Below are 18,202 nucleotides of genomic sequence, written 5' to 3'. Positions count from 1 at the left end.
CGGCGCACCGGCTGTTCCTCCCGACAGGAGACATCGTGCTCACGCTTCGCCTGATCCTCGCGCTTTCCGTTTTCCTGCTGGTGCCCGGCGCGGCGGCGAAGGATGACGTTACCGGCTACCGCTGGCGCAGTGTCGCCGTCGGCGGCGGTGGTTTCGTCAGCGGCCTGGTGTTCCATCCGCGCGAGAAAGGCCTGCTGTACGCGCGCACCGACATCGGCGGCGCCTACCGCTGGCTGCCGGGCGAGCATCGCTGGCAGCCGTTGATGGACTGGATGGGCCACGAGGACAGCGGGCGCTTCGGCGTGGAGAGCCTGGCGCTGGATCCGTCCGACCCGGATCGCCTTTACCTGGCGGTCGGCACCTACCTGCATGAGCGTGGGGCGGATGGCGCGATCCTGCGTTCCCGCGACCGCGGTGCCACGTTCCAGCGGACCGCCTTGCCGTTCAAGTTCGGCGGCAACGAACAGGGGCGCGGCAACGGTGAGCGTCTTGCCGTCGATCCCAACGATGGCCGCGTGGTGATGTTCGGCACGCGCGCCGACGGCCTGTGGCGCAGCGACGACGCCGGTGCGCAGTGGCGCGAGGTGAAGAACTTCCCCGCCGTGGCGAAATCGCGCTCGGCGTGGGCCGCCGGCTGGCGCGACCTGCGCCCGGTCGGCATCGCGTTCGTGGTGTTCGATCCCGCCAGCGGCGCACGTGGCACGCCGTCGCAGACGCTGTATGCCGGGGTGTCCACGAAGGAGACCAGCCTGTTCCGCTCCCACGATGGTGGCGCGAACTGGGAGGCGGTGCCGGGCCAGCCCGTCGGCCTGCGCCCCAGCCACATGGTGCGTGATGCGCGCGGACGCTGGCTGCTGAGCTATGGCGACGAGCCGGGCCCGAACAACATGGCCGATGGCGCGGTATGGCGCTTCGATCCCGCCGGTGAGCGGTGGGAGGACATCACGCCGGTGCAGCGCGCGAAGACCGATGCCGGCTTCGGCTGGGGCGCGGTCGCGGTGCAGGCCGACAACCCCGACGTGATCATCGCCAGCACGTTCCGTCGCTACCAGCCGCACGACGACCTCTATCGCAGCCTCGATGGCGGGCGCACATGGGCGGCACTGTTCCCGCGCTCGAGCTTCGACCATGCGTCCGCGCCGTGGACGGTGGACGCCAGGCCGCACTGGATGGCGGACATCGAGATCGATCCGTTCGACCCGGACCGCCTGCTGTTCGTCACCGGCTACGGCGTCTGGGCCTCGACCAATGCGCGCGCGTTCGATGGCGGCGCGACGATGCAATGGCGCTTCGAACAGGCCGGCTTCGAGGAGACGGTGCCGCTGGCGCTGGTCAGCCCGCCGCAGGGCGCGCACCTGGTCAGCGGGCTGGGCGATGTCGACGGCTTCGTGCACGACACGCTGGACGTCTCGCAGCAGCGCTTCGCCGGTGTCCGTTTCTCCAACACCGAAAGCCTGGCGTTCGCCGGGCGTGTGCCGCAGGTGATGGTGCGTACCGGCTACTTCCACAACCGGCCGGAGGGCGCGGTGAGAGGGGCCTGGTCCAACGACGGCGGCCGTACCTGGACCGCGTTCGCAAGCGAGCCGCCCGACGGGGAGGGCGCTGGTCACATCACGCTCGCGGCCGACGGCAGGCGCGCGATCTGGCGCCCGCGCAACGGCGAGCACCACTGGATCACCGCCGACATGGGCGGGCGCTGGCAGCAGGTGAAAGGCTTGCCGAAGACGGCGGTGGTCGAGGCCGACCGCGTCGACGAGGGGATCTACTACGGCTTCGATGCCATCAGCGGCCGGCTGTACGTCAGCGGCAACGGCGGGGTCGCCTTCGAGGAAGTGCGCGCCCCGGTCGGCGAGATCGGCGACTGGTACCGCGCCGAGATCCGGCCGCATCCGGACAGGTCGGGCGAAGCCTGGATCGCGGCCTCGTGGCGTGGGCTGCTGCATCTGGCACCCGGCAAGCTGCAGCGCGTGCCTGGCGTGGACAACGTCATGTCGGTGGGCCTGGGCAAGCCGGCGAAGGACGGCGATGTGCCGGTGCTGTTCGTGTTCGGCGAAGTGCGGGGCCAGCGCGGCCTCTACCGGTCCGACGACGCGGGACGCCGCTGGCTCCGGATCGACACCGATGCGCTGCGGTTTGGCGGCATCATCCGCCATGTGACAGGCGATCCCCGCCTGCACGGCCGCGTCTACTTCGGTACCGAAGGACGCGGCATCTGGCATGGAGATCCGCAGTGAATAGATTCACCACCGTCCTACTCGCTCTACTCGCCGTCCCCGCCGCGCAGGCGGTCGAACTACCGCGTCTGTTTTCCGACGGCATGGTCGTGCAGCGCGACCAGCCCGTGCAGGTCTGGGGCCGCGCCGCACCCGGGGCGCGCATCGCCGCGAGCTTCGCCGAGGGCGAAGCGATCATCGCCCAGGCCGACGAAGAAGGTCGCTGGTCGCTGGAACTGCCGGCGCAGACCGCCGGGGGTCCGTACGTGATGCGTATCGACGACGGCACGCAGCCGCGCGTGCTGCGCGACGTGCTGGTCGGTGACGTGTGGCTGGCCAGTGGCCAGTCGAACATGGAATGGCCGATCGCGCAGTCGGCGGATCCCGAGACGGAGGCCGCGCGCGCGACCGATCCGCAGATCCGCCATTTCAAGATTCCCAAGTCCTGGGCGGGCGAACCGCAGGCCGACCTCGCCGGCGGCGAGTGGGTGGCCTCGTCGCCGCAGGCCGCCGCCCGGTTCTCCGCGGTCGCGCACTTCTTCGCGCGCGAACTGCGCAAGGTCACCGGCGTGCCGATCGGCATCATCGACAGCACCTGGGGCGGCAGCCGCATCGAGGCGTGGATGGATGCGTCGTCGCAGCGGCTGGACGAACAGGCGCTGGCGACGCAGGCGGAAAAGCTTCGCGCCGACGACGAGCGCGCGCTGGCGCAGACGCGGCAGAACCTCGCGCGCTGGCCTGCGCTGCCCGTCGATGACGCCGGCTGGCAGGCGCCGAAACTGAAACTGTCCGCGTGGACGCCGATCCGGGTGCCGTCGCTGTGGGAGGCCACCGGCTGGACGGGCATGGACGGCGTGGCCTGGTATCGCACCACGTTCACGCTGACGGCCGACGAAGCGGCGGCCGGCGTCACCCTCGGCGTCGGCCGCATCGACGACTCCGACATCACCTGGGTCAACGGCACCCAGGTCGGCGAGACGCGCATGCAGTACAACCAGCCGCGCCGCTACGTCGTACCGGCATCGGCGCTGCGCAAGGGCGTCAACCATGTCGCCGTGCGGGTGTCGGACACCGGCGGCGGCGGCGGCATCCATGGCGAGGTCACCGAGGTCTTCGTGCAGCCGCAGGGTGGCGCGCCGCGTGCGCTGGCGGACTGGTCGTTCCGGCCGAGCAACGTCACGGTCGCCCTGATCGACGACAAGAACCAGCACCCGACCCTGCTGTACAACGCGATGATCCATCCGTTGCAGCCTTATGCGTTGCGCGGCGTGATCTGGTACCAGGGCGAGTCGAATGCGAACACGGTCGCCGAGGCGCTGCGCTACCGCCGGCAGTTTCCCGCGCTGATCGAACAGTGGCGGACGCAGTGGCGCACCCAGTGGGATGCGCCGAGCCTGCCGTTCCTGTGGGTCCAGTTGGCCAACTTCTCCTCCGGCGCGGACAAGGGTGACGAAAGCCCATGGGCGACGCTGCGCGAGGCGCAGTCGATGACGCTGTGGATGCCCGGCACCGCCCAGGTGGTGACGATCGACATCGGCAATCCGTCCGACATCCATCCGCTCAACAAGCAGGACGTCGGCAAGCGGCTCGCGCTGGCCGCGCGCAACGTGGCGTACGGCGAAACGGTCGCGTTCCACGGACCGGTGCCGCAGTACACCCGCTTCGAAGGCAGCGCGGCGCACGTCGAGTTCGGCACCTCCGGCGGCACGCTGGCCGTGCGCGGCGGGGGCACGCGGGTGCACGGCTTCGCGCTGGCCGGCACCGACCAGGTGTTCCACCCGGCGGAGGCGACGCTGCAGAACGGACGCGTGGTGGTGCGCAGTGCGGCGGTGCCACGGCCCGCCGCCGTGCGCTACGGCTGGTCCGACAACCCGGTCGATGCCGATCTGATCAACACCGACCAGCTGCCGGCCTCGCCGTTCCGCAGCGACAACTGGTGAACCTGGAGTCTTCCTGATGATGCCTCGCCTGTCCCGTTCGTTCGTGTCCTTCGGCCTGCTGGCCGCTGCCCTGCTGCTGGCCGCCTGCCAACCCGGCGGCGATGCGGCCAGCACGGGCGACGCCGGCAAGGCGGCTGGCGCGCGCGACGGCGGCGAGGCGCCGATCCCGCAGATCGTCAGCAAGGACGGCCGTCACGCGCTGATGGTCGATGGCGCGCCGTTCCTGATCCTCGGCGCGCAGGTCAACAACTCCAGCAACTGGCCGCAGGCGCTGGACGACGTGTGGCCGGCGATCGACGTGATCAAGCCGAACACCGTGATGGTGCCGGTGGCGTGGGAGCAGGTCGAGGCGAAGGAGGGCACGTTCGACTTCTCCTTCGTCGACGTGCTGCTGAAGCAGGCGCGCGAGAAGAACGTGAGGCTGATCCTGCTGTGGTTCGCGACCTGGAAGAACAACGGCCCGAACTACGCGCCGGCCTGGGTGAAGCTCGACAACGCACGCTTTCCGCGCGTCGTCACCGCCGACGGCCGAACGCTGAATTCGCTGTCGCCGCATGCGCAGGCCACGCTGGATGCCGACCGCAAGGCCTTCGTCGCGCTGATGACGCACCTCAAGGCGGCGGACCCGCAGCGCACCGTCATCATGGTGCAGCCGCAGAACGAGCCCGGCACCTACGGCAGCGTGCGCGACTTCTCGCCGCTGGCGCAGCAGGTGTTCGACGGCCCGGTGCCCGAGGCCCTGCTGAAGAAGCTGGGCAAGTCGCCGGGCACCTGGCGCGCGGTGTTCGGCGCCGACGCGGACGAGTTCTTCCATGCCTGGCATATCGCGCACTACATCGACCAGGTCGCGGAAGCCGGCAAGGCCGTCTACCCGCTGCCGATGCTGGTCAATGCGGCGCTGCGCGGACCGTTCAATCCCGGCCAGCCGGGGCAGTACGCCAGCGGCGGACCGACCGACAACGTGCTGGACGTCTACAAGGCCGCCGCGCCGCACATCGACCTGCTGGCGCCGGACATCTACATGCCGGAGTACACCCACTACACCACGGTGCTGGACCGCTACTCGCGCTCCGACAACCCGCTGTTCGTCGCCGAGACTGGCAACCGCGAGGAGTACCCGCGCTACTTCTTCTCGGCGCTCGGCGAGCAGGCGATCGGATGGTCGCCGTTCGGCATCGACTATTCGCGCTATTCCAACTGGCCGCTCGGCGCCAAGCACCTGGACGAAAAGGCGCTGGAGTCGTTCGCACTCAACTACGCCATCGTGCGGCCGGCGGCGCGCGTCATCGCGCAGGCCAGTTTCGAGGGCAAGGTGCGCGGCACCGCCGAGCAGCCGGGCCAGGCCGTGCAGACGGTGAAGATCGACGACCGCTGGAACATGGTGGTGACCTACGGCGTGCCGCAGTTCTGGTTCCAGGGCGAACCGCCGGGCAATCCCGAGCCCATCGGCCGCGCGCTGGTGGTGCAGCTCGGTGCGGACGAATTCCTGGTCGCCGGTGCGCATGCGCGCATCAACATCGATGCGGTGGATCCGGCCGTCGCCGCGCGGCAGATCTACGAGTACGTCGACGAGGGCACCTACGTCGACGGCAAGTGGGTGTTCCGTCGCCGCTGGAACGGCGACCAGACCGATTACGGCCTCAATTTCTCCAGCGTCCCGCAACTGCTGCGGGTGAAGCTGGCGACATATTGATCGATCCGCGGACCGGCCTGGCCGGTCCCAGAACCCGGGTGCCCGCGCACCCGAACGAGGAGCAAGCGATGGGTTACTTGAAGACGTTGACGGTGCCGCTGCTGGCCCTGGCCGCGGCGGGCGCCAACGCCGCCGACCACGGCGTGGTCGAGAAGATCGCGCACGGCGTGATCGTGCGTCCGACCGACGCCACGGCCGCCGATGTGAAGGTGGAGGCCGTCGCCCCCGGCATCCTGCGGGTGATGGCCGATCCCGATGGGGACTTCGCGCGCACGCCCAGTCTGATGCGGGCGAAGACGGGCGCGCCGCCGGCGGTGAAGGTCGGCGAGGCGGGTGGGCAGGTGTCGGTATCCACCCAGGGCATCTCGGCGACGGTCGATGCGCGCACGGGCCGGGTCAGTTTCTTCGATGCCGCCGGCAAGCCGCTGCTCGCCGAGCATGCGCGCACCTTCACCCCGACGCAGGTCGAGGGCAAGGATTACTACAGCATCCGCCAGCGCTTCGAATCGCAGTCCGACGAGGCCTTCTACGGCACCGGCCTGCACCAGCAGGGCTGGATGAACCTGAAGGGCCGCGACGTCGAACTGCTCCAGCACAACATCGACAAGGCGATTCCCTACCTGGTCTCCACGCGCCACTACGGCATCCTGTGGGACAGCAACGCGATCACCCGTTACGGCGATCCGCGTGGCCTGCAGCCGCTGGGGGCGTCGCTCGACCTGTTCGATGCGCAGGGCAAGCCGGGCGCGCTGACCGCGCGCTACAGCGTCAACGGCAAGCAGGTGGTCGCGCGTCGCGAAAGCGAAGTGAACTACCAGTACATCAAGGACCTGGCGAACTTCCCGGAGAAGGGAAAGAACCTGGCCACCGGCGGCCGCAGCGAGGTGGTCTGGGAAGGCGAGATCGCCGCGCGCAGCGACGGCCGCCACACGTTCTCGCTGTACAACAGCGAGTACGCCAAGCTCTACATCGATGGCAAGCTGGTGCTCGACCGCTGGCGGCAGAACTGGAATCCGTGGCACCACGAGTTCGCGCTGGACATGAAGGCCGGCCAGCGGCACGCGGTGAAGCTGGAGTGGGACCGCATCGAACCGGCCTACGTCGCGCTGCTGCATCGCGATCCGCTGCCGGCCGATGAGGCGAAGGACCTGTCGATCTGGTCCGAGGCCGCGCACGCCATCGACTACTACGTGGTCGCCGGCGACGACGCCGACCAGGTGCTGGCCGGCTATCGCACGCTGACCGGCAAGGCCGTGCTGCTGCCGAAATGGTCGTACGGTTTCTGGCAGAGCCGCGAGCGCTACAAGACGCAGGCCGAGCTGACCGGCGCGCTGGACGAGTACCGCAAGCGCAAGCTGCCGATCGACGCCATCGTGCTCGACTGGTCGTACTGGCCGGAGGACGCCTGGGGCTCGCATGATTTCGATGCGAAGAACTTCCCGGATCCGGACGGCATGGTCGATCACGTCCACGACCAGCACGCGCAGATCATGATCTCGGTGTGGCCGAAGTTCTATCCGACCACCGCGAACTACAAGGAACTCGATGCCGCCGGCCACATGTACCACCGCAACGTCGAGGTGGGCGAGCTGGACTGGATCGGCAAGGGCTACCTGAACTCCTTCTACGACCCCTACTCGAAGGAGGCGCAGGACATCTTCTGGCGCCAGGTCAACGGCAAGCTCAACCGCAAGGGCTTCGATGCCTGGTGGCTGGATGCCAGCGAGCCCGACCTGCACAGCAACATCGACATCGGCGAGCGCAAGGCGCGCACCACGCCGACCGCGCTGGGCCCGTCGGTGGAGTTCTTCAACTCGTACCCGCTGGTGCACTCCGAAGGCGTCTACCGCGGTTCGCGCGAGCAGGATCCGGACAAGCGCGTCTTCATCCTGTCGCGCGCGTTCTTCGCCGGACAGCAGCGTGCCGGTGCGGCGTTCTGGAGCGGCGACATCGTGCCGCGCTGGGACGACCTGCGCGAGCAGATCTCCGGCCTGGTCAATGCCTCGATGGCCGGCGCGCCCAACGTCAGCTTCGACATCGGCGGCTTCTCGCCGGAGCGTCGCTACGAAACCAAGGATCCCGCGCATCTGGCCGAATGGCGCGAACTGAGCCTGCGCTGGTTCCAGCATGGCGCCTTCGTACCGATCTTCCGCCTGCACGGCCAGTTTCCGTACCGCGAGATCTGGGAGATCGCGCCGGAAGGCACGCCGCACTACGACAGCTTCGTCCACTACCTGAAGCTGCGCTACACCCTGCTGCCGTACATCTACACGCTGGCCGGCGATACCTGGCAGAAGGACGGCACGATCCTGCGCACGCTGGCGATGGATTTCCCCGCCGACCCGAAGGTGCGCGACATCGCCGACCAGTACCTGTTCGGGCCCGCGTTCCTGGTTGCGCCGGTGACGTCGTTCAAGGCGACCACGCGTCAGGTCTATCTGCCGGCCGGCACGAGCTGGATCGACTTCGAGACCGGCAAGCGCTACGACGGTGGCCAGACCATCGACGCCGCCGCGCCGCTGCAGCGCATGCCGCTGTTCGTCCGCGCCGGCGCCATCGTGCCGCGCACGGTGGTGCAGCAGTACGTGGACGAAAAGCCCGATGCGCCGCTGACGATCGAGGTCTACACCGGCGCCGACGGCACGTTCTCGCTGTACGAGGACAACGGCCGCAGCTATGGCTACGAGCGCGGCGAGTCCAGCCGCATCCCGCTGGCGTGGAACGACATGGCGGGCGAGCTGCGCATCGGTGCACGCGAGGGGCGCTACCCGGGCATGGCGGCTGCGCGCGAGGTGCGGGTGCGCTTCATCGACGGTCCGCGCGCCGATGCCGGCACGCTGGAGCCGCCGGGCGACGTCACCGTGCGCTACGACGGCAAGGCGCAGGTCGTGCGTTTTCCCCGCACTGCACGATGACAGGCGCGTGGTCGGGCGGCACCATGGTAACCGGTAGACAAAAGCTGTCCGGGAGGGCCGGATGATGCAGTTCCCGCGCCCGGGCATGCCGCCGGACGCCATCGATGCCGCCGCACCGCACGATCCTGCGCGCCGGACGCTGTTCAAGGGCGTGGCGGCCGCCGCGGTGGTCGCGGGCCTGCCTTCGGGCGCAGGCGCGGCGCCGGTCGGTGCGATGTCCGCGCGGGACCTGCGGCTCTGGTATCGCCAGCCGGCGCGGGTCTGGGTAGAGGCGTTGCCGGTCGGCAACGGCCGCCTGGGGGCGATGGTCTTCGGCGGCGTGGCGCACGAGCGCCTGCAGCTCAACGAAGACACGCTGTACGCGGGCGGGCCGTACTTCGCGATCAATTCACGCGCGAGGGAGAACCTGCCGCGCGTGCGCGAAGCCGTGTTCGCCGGCCGCTACGCCGAAGCCGAGGCGCTGGCCAATGCCACCCTGATGGCGGAGCCGCTGAAGCAGATGCCGTTCCAGCCGCTGGGCAACCTGTGGCTGCAGTTCGATCGTCTGGACGGCGTGTCCGACTACGTACGCGAGCTGGACCTCGACGCCGCCGTCGCGCGCACGTCGTTCCGTGTCGGTGCGGGCGTGCACCGGCGCGAGGTATTCGTGTCGCCGGTCGACCAGTGCCTGGTGATGCGCTGCACCGTCGAGGGGGGCGACGCCATGATCGGTCGCATCCGCACGGCCAACGAACATGCCACGACGACCCGCATCGTCGACGGCGGCTGGCTGGTCGCGGGTCGCAACGTCGACAAGTTCGGCATCGAAGGACGGCTGCGGTTCGCATTCCGTGTGGGCGTCCGCCACCAGGGAGGCTGGGTCCGCGTCGAGCAGGACCAGATCGTGTTCGATGGCGTGCGCGAGCTGGAGCTGCGACTGGTCGCCGCGACCAGCTACCTCCGCTACGACGATGTCGGCGGAGATCCGGAAGCGATCACGGCCAGGCAGTGGGAAAGCGTACGGGCTAAAGGGTTCGCCGCCTTGCAGGCCGACCACCTCGTCGAGCATCGCCGCCTGTTCCACCGCGTGCGGCTGGACCTCGGTCGCACCGCGGCCGCGGACCTGCCGACGGACGAGCGCATCGCGGCGTTCGCGCATGGCGACGATCCCGCGCTGGTCTCGCTGTACCACGCCTATGGACGTTACCTGCTGATCTGCAGTTCGCGCCCGGGTACCCAGCCGGCCAACCTTCAGGGCATCTGGAACGACCTGATGGATCCGCCGTGGGAGAGCAAGTACACCACCAACGTCAACACCGAGATGAACTACTGGCCGGCGGAGGCCAATGCGCTGTCCGAGTGCGTCGAGCCGCTGGCGCGCATGATCGGGGACCTGGCCGAGACCGGTGCGCGCATGGCGCGCGAGATGTACGACGCGCCGGGTTGGGTGGCGCACCACAACACCGACCTGTGGCGCCAGACCGGACCGATCGACGGCGCGCAGTGGGGCCTGTGGCCGATGGGCGGCGCGTGGTTGCTGCAGCAGCTGTGGGATCGCTGGGACTACGGCCGCGACCCCGCCGACCTGCGCCGCCTGTGGCCGTGGCTGCGTGGCGCGGCCGCCTTCTTCGCGGCGACGCTGCAACGAGATCCCGCCACCGGCGCGATGGTCACGGTGCCGTCGATCTCGCCTGAGAACGTGCATCCTTTCGGTGCCACCGTCTGCGCCGGTCCGACGATGGACGCGCAGATCCTCCGCGATCTGTTCGGCCAGTGCATCGAGGCCGCAGGCGTACTGGGTGTGGATGCCGACTTCGCCACGCAGCTCACGGCGTTGCGCGAACAGCTGCCGCCCAACCGCATCGGCAAGGCGGGGCAGTTGCAGGAATGGCAGCAGGATTGGGACATGCAGGCGCCGGAGATCCACCACCGCCACATCTCCCATCTGTACGGCCTGCATCCCAGCGCGCAGATCAACCTGCGCGACACGCCCGACCTCGCGCGCGCCGCGCGCCGCACCCTCGAAATCCGCGGCGACGACGCCACCGGCTGGGGCATCGCGTGGCGGCTGAACTTCTGGGCGCGCCTGTGGGATGGCGAGCGGAGCCTGAAGATCCTGCGCATGCTGCTGTCGCCGCAGCGCAGCTACCCGAACCTGTTCGATGCGCATCCGCCGTTCCAGATCGACGGCAACTTCGGCGGCGCGGCGGGCATCGTCGAGATGCTGGTGCAGAGCTGGGGAGGATCGATCTTCCTGCTGCCCGCACTGCCGGGCGCGTGGCGCGACGGTGAACTCGAAGGGATCCGCGTGCGCAATGCGGCGAGCCTGGACCTGGCGTGGAAGGGTGGTCGCCTCGCGCAGGCGACGCTGCACTCGGACAAGGGCGGGCGCTACCAACTGGCGCATGCGGACAGCACGCTCGATCTCGAACTCGCCGCCGGCGCCTCGGCCACGGTGAAGCTGCGCCAGGGCGCATTGGTGAAGTCATGACAGTGAAGGAGTTCCGATGAGGCTGGTCGCCGGCATCGACGCAGGCACGCAGAGCCTGAAGGTGGTGGTCTACGATCCCGCCAAGCGCGCCCTCGTCGCCAGCGCCAGCGTGCCGCTCGACCTGACCAGCGGTGACGATGGCAGTCGCGAGCAGCGGCCCGCCGATTGGGTGGCGGCGATGCACGGCTGCTTCGCCGGCATCGATCCTGACGTGCGCTCACGCATCGTGGCGCTGGCGGTGTCCGGACAACAGCACGGTTTCGTGCCCGTGGATGCTGACGGCAACGTACTGGCGCCCGCCAAGCTGTGGTGCGACACCAGTACCACCGCCGAGTGCGGGCAGATCATGGCGGCCGTCGGTGGTGCATCGCGCACCATCGAGATCGCCGGCAATCCGATCCTCGCCGGCTACACCGCCTCGAAGCTGCCTTGGACGAAGACGCACCGGCCCGACGCCTATGCGCGGCTGGCGACCATCCTGCTGCCGCACGACTACCTCAACTTCGTGCTGACCGGGCAGCGCTTCTGCGAATACGGCGACGCTTCCGGCACCGGCTGGCTCGACGTGCGCACGCGTACCTGGTCGGCCGACCTGCTGCGCGCGACGGATCCGGAACGCGATCTCGCCGCCTGCCTGCCGCCGATCGCGGCGCCCGAGGCGCTGTTCGACATCGATGCCGATACCGCCGTGTCGCTGGGCCTGCCGCCGACGGTGAAGGTCGCCGTCGGCGGCGGCGACAACATGATGGCGGCCATCGGTACCGGCTGCGTGGAAGAGGGACGCCTGGCGATGAGCCTGGGCACCTCGGGCACGCTGTTCGCGTATTCGGATACGCCGGTGGTCGATCCGGCTAGCGCATGGGCGGCGTTCTGTTCGTCCACCGGTGGCTGGCTGCCATTGATCTGCACGATGAACTGCACGGTGGCGACCGAGCAGGTCGCGAAGGCCTTCGGTTTCAGCACCCGTGACGGCGATGCCCACCTGCACGCCACGCCGCCCGGCGCGGACGGGCTGGTGATGGTGCCCTTCCTCAACGGCGAGCGCACGCCCGACTTGCCGTTGGGCAAGGGCGTGCTGGCCGGACTGGACACGACGAACTTCTCGCCGGCGCATCTCTACCGCGCCGCGATGGAAGGCGCGACCTACAGCCTGAAGTACGGCTTCGATGCCTTCGTCCGTGCCGGCATGCGCTTCGAGCGGATCGTGCTGACCGGTGGCGGCAGCAACAGCGCGGCGTGGCGGCAACTGGTGGCCGACGTGTTCGGCCTGCCGGTCGATGTTCCCGCGCAGTCCGAAGGCGCGGCCTTCGGTGCGGCGCTGCAGGCGCTGTGGGCGTGGGACAAGGCGCAGGGCGGCGAAACGTCCATCGCCGAGGTCACGCGCACGCACGTGGCCGTCGATCCCGCCCTGTCCGCCACCCCCGACGCGTCCCGTGCCCCCGCCTACGCGGCGGCCTATCACCGCTTCCTCCAGTACCTCGATGCCGTCACCCCGCTGCAACGCGGCTGACGTTCCCCCGCGACACCCCGCACAACCACAGGATCACCGCACCATGAGCACGCAGCCCTTCATCGGCGCCAAGGAATACTTCCCCGGCATCGGCCGCATCCCGTTCGAGGGCCGTGGCTCGGACAATCCGCTGGCCTTCAAGATCTACGACGCGCAGAAGACGATCGGCGGCAAGACCATGCAGGAGCACCTGCGCTACGCGGTCTGCTACTGGCATACGTTCTGCAACGCCGGCCACGATCCGTTTGGTCCCGGTACGCGCCACTTCCCGTGGGAGGCTAGCTCGCCGATGGCGACGGCGGAAGCGAAAGTCGATGCGGCCTTCGAGTTCTTCACCAAGCTCGGCGTGCCGTACTGGTGCTTCCACGACATCGACCTGGCGCCGGACGCCGACGACATCGGCCAGTACCAGAAGAACCTCAGGCACATGGTCGGCCTGGCCAAGGCGCGCCAGGACGCCACCGGCATGAAGCTGCTGTGGGGCACGGCCAACCTGTTCTCGCATCCGCGCTACATGAACGGTGCGTCGACCAATCCCGATTTCGCCGTCGTCGCGCGCGCGGCGGTGCAGGTGAAGGCGGCACTGGACGCCACCGTCGAACTCGGTGGCGAGCACTACGTGTTCTGGGGCGGTCGCGAAGGCTACGCGTCGCTGGTCAATACCGACATGAAGCGCGAGGTCGCGCACTTCGCGCGCTTCCTGACGATGGCGCGCGACTACGGCCGCAGCATCGGACTGAAAGGCAACTTCCTGATCGAGCCCAAGCCGATGGAGCCGATGAAGCACCAGTACGACTTCGACAGCGCGACCGTCGCCGGTTTCCTGAAAGAACACGGGCTGGAGAAGGACTTCAAGCTCAACATCGAAGCCAACCACGCCACGCTGTCCGGCCACACCTTCGAGCACGACCTGCAGGTCGCCTCCGACCACGGCCTGCTCGGCAGCATCGACGCCAACCGCGGCAACGCGCAGAACGGTTGGGATACCGACCAGTTCCCGACCGATCTCTACGACACCGTCGGCGCGATGCTGGTGGTGCTGCGCCAGGGCGGGCTGGAGGGCGGCCTGAACTTCGACGCCAAGGTGCGCCGCGAGTCGACCGACCTGGAAGACCTGTTCATCGCCCACATTGGCGGCATGGATGCGTTCGCGCGCGGCCTCGAAGTCGCGCACGCACTGCTGACCGACTCGCCCTGGGAGCAATGGCGCCGTGAGCGCTACGCCAGCTTCGACAGCGGCCAGGGCAAGGATTTCGAGAACGGCACGCTGGACCTGGCCGGCCTGGCGTCGCTCGCGACGCAGCTGGGCGAACCGAAGCAGACCAGCGGCAAGCAGGAGCGCTACGAGAACCTGCTCAACCAGTACCTGCTGCGCTGAGCGCGGCGGACGGCAACGACATCATCGGATCGAGGAAGGGGACGGCAATGAACCAGGCAATGACCGGGGGCGAGAACACCCGGCTGATCGTGCTGATCAGCGTGGTGGCGACGATCGGCGGATTCCTGTTCGGCTTCGACAGCGGCGTCATCAACGGCACGGTCGACGGCCTGCAGCAGGCATTCGGCTCCACCAAGGCGGGGCTCGGCTTCGAGGTCGCGTCGATGCTGCTGGGGTGCGCGGTCGGTGCGTTCAGCGCCGGTCGGCTGGCCGACAGCCTCGGCCGGCGCAACGTGCTGATCGTCTCGGCGGTGCTGTTCCTGCTGTCGGCGATCGGCGCCGGCGCGGCGACGTCGTCGGTGGTGTTCATCGCGGCGCGCGTGATCGGCGGTTTCGCCGTCGGCGCGGCCAGCGTGATCTCGCCGGCGTATATCGCCGAGGTCGCGCCGGCACGCTATCGCGGTCGCCTGGCCACGGTGCAGCAGATCGCCATCATCAGCGGCCTGACCGCGGCGTTCCTGTCCAACTACCTGCTGGCCGCCAAGGCCGGCGCCTCCACCGAAGCGCTGTGGGGTGGGCATGCCGCGTGGCGCTGGATGTTCTGGATGCAGGCGGTGCCGTCGCTGGTCTTCCTCGCGCTGCTGCTGGTCATTCCCGAAAGCCCGCGCTACCTGGTGGTGAAGCGGCGCAAGGACGAGGCCCTGCGGGTGCTCACGCGGTTGTTCGGTGGCGCCGAAGCGCAGGCCAAGCTGGCGGAAATCGACGCCTCGCTGTCGCAGGACCATCACCGTCCGCGGCTGTCGGACCTGAAGAGCAGGACGACGGGCAGGTTGCGCCCCATCGTCTGGGTCGGCATCGGCCTGGCCACGTTCCAGCAACTGGTCGGCATCAATGTGGTGTTCTATTACGGTGCGGTGCTGTGGCAGGCGGTCGGTTTCTCCGAGAACGACGCGCTGGCGATCAACGTGCTGTCCGGCGCGCTCAGCATCGGCGCCTGCATCATCACCGTGCTGCTGATCGACCGCATCGGCCGCAAGCCGCTGCTGTGGATCGGCTCGGCCGGCATGGCGGTGTCGCTGGCGCTGGTGGTGGTGGCGTTCGCGAGCGGCTCGCTGGTCGACGGCCACCTGCAGCTGCCGGAGGGCATGGGCACGCTGGCGCTGGTGGCGGCCAACCTCTACGTGGTGTTCTTCAATATCTCGTGGGGTCCGGTGATGTGGGTCATGCTGGGCGAGATGTTCCCCAACCAGATCCGCGGCTCGGCCCTGGCGGTGGCCGGCGCGGCGCAATGGACCTCCAATTTCGCCATTACGGTGAGCTTCCCGATCCTGCTGGCGGCCATCGGGCTGGCGGCGACCTACAGCATCTATCTGGTTTCGGCGATCATCTCGGTCTTCTTCGTGTTGAAGTACGTGCACGAGACCAAGGGCAAGGAACTGGAGCAGATGGAAGGATGAAGACGATGACGAACCGGAATCCCATGCGCGTCCGCAGCGGCGTCCTGATCGCAGCGCTCGTGGTGGCGCTCGGTGCCTGCAAGGGCGACGACAAGGCCGCCGCGCCCGCGACGGCGGCCGACGCCAATCCGTGGCCGCAGGTCGCCTGGCCGCTGGCCGAGGATCCTGCGCTGGAAAAGCGCATCACCGACCTGATGGCCACGATGACGGTGGAGGAGAAGGTCGGCCAGCTGGTGCAGGGCGACATCGCCAGCATCACGCCGGACGACGTGCGCAAGTACCGGCTGGGCTCGATCCTGGCCGGCGGCAATTCGGATCCCGGCGGCCGCTACGACGCGTCGCCGGCCGAATGGCTGGCGCTGGCTGATGCGTTCTACGAGGCGTCGATGGATACCTCGCAGGGAGGCAAGGCCATCCCGATCATTTTCGGCATCGATGCCGTGCACGGGCAGAGCAACATCGTCGGCGCCACGCTGTTCCCGCACAACATCGGCCTGGGCGCGGCGCGCAATCCGGAGCTCGTGCGCCGGATCGGCGAGATCACCGCGCTGGAGACGCGCGCCACCGGCATGGAGTGGACGTTCGCCCCCACCGTGGCGGTGCCGCAGGACGACCGCTGGGGGCGTACCTACGAGGGCTATTCCGAATCGCCCGAGGTCGTGGCGAGCTACTCGGTGGCCGTGGTCGAAGGCCTGCAGGGCAAGGTCGGGTCGCCGGACTTCCTCGACGGTCGCCACGTGATCGCGTCGGTCAAGCATTTCCTCGGCGATGGCGGCACCACCAACGGCAAGGACCAGGGCGATACGAAGATCAGCGAGGCCGATCTGGTGCGCATCCACGCCGCGGGCTATCCGCCGGCGATCGCGGCCGGCGCGCAGACGGCGATGGCGTCGTTCAACAGCGTCAACGGCGAGAAGATGCACGGCCACAAGCCATACCTGACCGATGCGCTGAAGGGCCGCATGGCCTTCGGTGGCTTCGTCGTCGGCGACTGGAACGGGCATGGCCAGGTGAAGGGCTGCACGAATACCGACTGTCCGGCGACGATCAATGCCGGCCTCGACATGGCGATGGCCTCGGACAGCTGGAAGGGCTTCTACGAGACCACGCTGGCGGCGGTGAAGGCGGGCACGATCAGCCAGGAACGGCTGGACGACGCGGTGCGCCGGATCCTGCGGGTAAAGATCCGCCTGGGCCTGTTCGAAGCGGGCAAGCCGTCCTCGCGTGCGGTGGGCGGGCAGTTCGCCCTGCTCGGTTCGCCGGAGCATCGCGCCGTCGCGCGCCAGGCCGTGCGCGAATCGCTGGTGCTGCTGAAGAACCAGGGCGGCGTGCTGCCGCTGGCGCCGAAGCAGCGCATCCTGGTGGCCGGCGACGGTGCCAACGACGTCGGCAAGCAGGCCGGCGGCTGGACGCTCAACTGGCAGGGCACCGGCACCACGCGCAAGGACTTCCCCAACGCCGATTCGATCTACGAAGGCATCGCGCAGCAGGCGAAGGCGGCCGGCGGCGACGCGGTCCTGTCCGTCGACGGCCGGTACACGCAGAAGCCGGACGTCGCGGTGGTCGTGTTCGGCGAGAACCCGTATGCCGAGTTCCAGGGCGACCTGCAGACGCTGCAGTACAAGCCGGGCGACGAGGCCGACCTGGCACTGCTCAAGCGCCTGAAGGCCGATGGCATTCCGGTGGTCGCGGTGTTCCTGAGCGGCCGTCCGCTGTGGATGAACCGCGAGATCAACGCGGCCGACGCGTTCGTGGCGGCGTGGTTGCCGGGTTCGGAGGGCGCGGGCATCGCCGATGTCCTGCTGCGCAAGGCCGATGGCAGCGTGCAGCACGACTTCACCGGCAAGCTCAGTTTCAGCTGGCCGCGCACCGCCGTGCAGTACGCCAACAACGTGGGCCAGGAGGGCTACGACCCGCTGTTCGCGTTCGGCTTCGGCCTGACCTATGCGGACAAGGGCGATCTGGCCGCGCTGCCGGAAGACTCCGGCGTGACCGGCGACGAAGGCGCGAGCGGGGTGTTCTTCGCGCGCGGCGATGCCGGTTCCGGCATTGCGCTGCGGCTTGAAACCGCCGACGGCCAGGGCGTGACGGTCACCAAGGTGCCCGAGGCGCTGGAGGGCGATCTGCTGCGCGTCACCGGTGTGGACCACCAGGCGCAGGAAGACGGGCGCCGCCTCGCGTGGTCGGGCAAGGGCGAGGCGACCGTTGCGTTGCAGTCGCACACCGCGCTCGACCTGCAGCGCGAAAGCAACGGCGACGTGATGCTGCTGACCACGCTGCGCGTGGATGCGGCCCCGGCCGGCGAGGCGTGGCTGTCGGTCGGTTGCGGCACGGGCTGCACCGCGCGCGTCGCGCTGTCTCCGACGTTGGCCAAGCTGCCGGTGGGCCAGTGGACGCGTGTCGGCGTGCCGCTGAAGTGCCTGGCCAAGGCGGGCGCGGACGTGGGCAAGCTCGACCGTCCGTGGTCGATCGGCGCGGCGGGCGCAATGACGGTGTCGGTGTCGCGCGTCGCGCTGGGCGCGCTGGACCAGGCGGAAGTCGCAGTCGACTGCGCGCGCTGAGTGCGGCGGATTCCCGGGCGCGCAGGCGCCCGGGACCGGCAACGACGCCGGTGGCATGGGGATAG

The 18,202-nt window shown here is 69.0% G+C and carries 9 protein-coding genes; all 9 read left to right on the top strand.

From position 1 onward, the window contains the following. Positions 1–35: 35 nt before the first annotated feature. Positions 36–2,234, top strand: coding sequence for a cellulase (locus ACSQ1W_RS16640; protein ID WP_436044808.1), 2,199 nt, complete (start codon positions 36–38; stop codon positions 2,232–2,234). A gap of 83 nt (positions 2,235–2,317) precedes the next feature. Then, positions 2,318–4,153, top strand: coding sequence for a sialate O-acetylesterase (locus ACSQ1W_RS16635; protein ID WP_436046230.1), 1,836 nt, complete (start codon positions 2,318–2,320; stop codon positions 4,151–4,153). Between the two features lie 16 nt (positions 4,154–4,169). Next, entirely contained in the window at positions 4,170–5,846 is a 1,677-nt protein-coding gene (locus tag ACSQ1W_RS16630; RefSeq protein WP_436044806.1) for a DUF5597 domain-containing protein, read from the top strand. A gap of 68 nt (positions 5,847–5,914) precedes the next feature. Beyond that, complete coding sequence (locus ACSQ1W_RS16625; RefSeq protein WP_436044804.1) at positions 5,915–8,761, top strand: TIM-barrel domain-containing protein; 2,847 nt, start codon at positions 5,915–5,917, stop codon at positions 8,759–8,761. Between the two features lie 85 nt (positions 8,762–8,846). Continuing rightward, positions 8,847–11,231, top strand: a complete 2,385-nt coding sequence (locus tag ACSQ1W_RS16620; RefSeq protein ID WP_436046228.1) for a glycoside hydrolase family 95 protein — start codon at positions 8,847–8,849, stop codon at positions 11,229–11,231. Positions 11,232–11,247: 16 nt separating this feature from the next. After that, a complete protein-coding gene (xylB, locus tag ACSQ1W_RS16615) occupies positions 11,248–12,741 on the top strand; it encodes a xylulokinase (protein ID WP_436044802.1) in 1,494 nt (497 codons plus the stop codon). A 43-nt stretch (positions 12,742–12,784) separates the two neighbouring features. Next, entirely contained in the window at positions 12,785–14,119 is a 1,335-nt protein-coding gene (gene xylA, locus ACSQ1W_RS16610) for a xylose isomerase (protein ID WP_436044800.1), read from the top strand. A 47-nt stretch (positions 14,120–14,166) separates the two neighbouring features. Further along, positions 14,167–15,576: a sugar porter family MFS transporter gene (locus ACSQ1W_RS16605; protein ID WP_436044798.1), complete on the top strand. Its 1,410-nt coding sequence runs from the start codon at positions 14,167–14,169 to the stop codon at positions 15,574–15,576. Then, positions 15,573–18,137: a glycoside hydrolase family 3 protein gene (locus tag ACSQ1W_RS16600; RefSeq protein WP_436044796.1), complete on the top strand. Its 2,565-nt coding sequence runs from the start codon at positions 15,573–15,575 to the stop codon at positions 18,135–18,137. Before ACSQ1W_RS16605 ends, ACSQ1W_RS16600 begins: the two co-directional genes overlap by 4 nt. Positions 18,138–18,202 lie beyond the last annotated feature (65 nt).

Source organism: Pseudoxanthomonas sp. LjRoot143, from assembly GCF_964252945.1.
GTDB lineage: Bacteria > Pseudomonadota > Gammaproteobacteria > Xanthomonadales > Xanthomonadaceae > Pseudoxanthomonas_A.
This window is presented reverse-complemented; position numbering and strand designations above follow the sequence as displayed.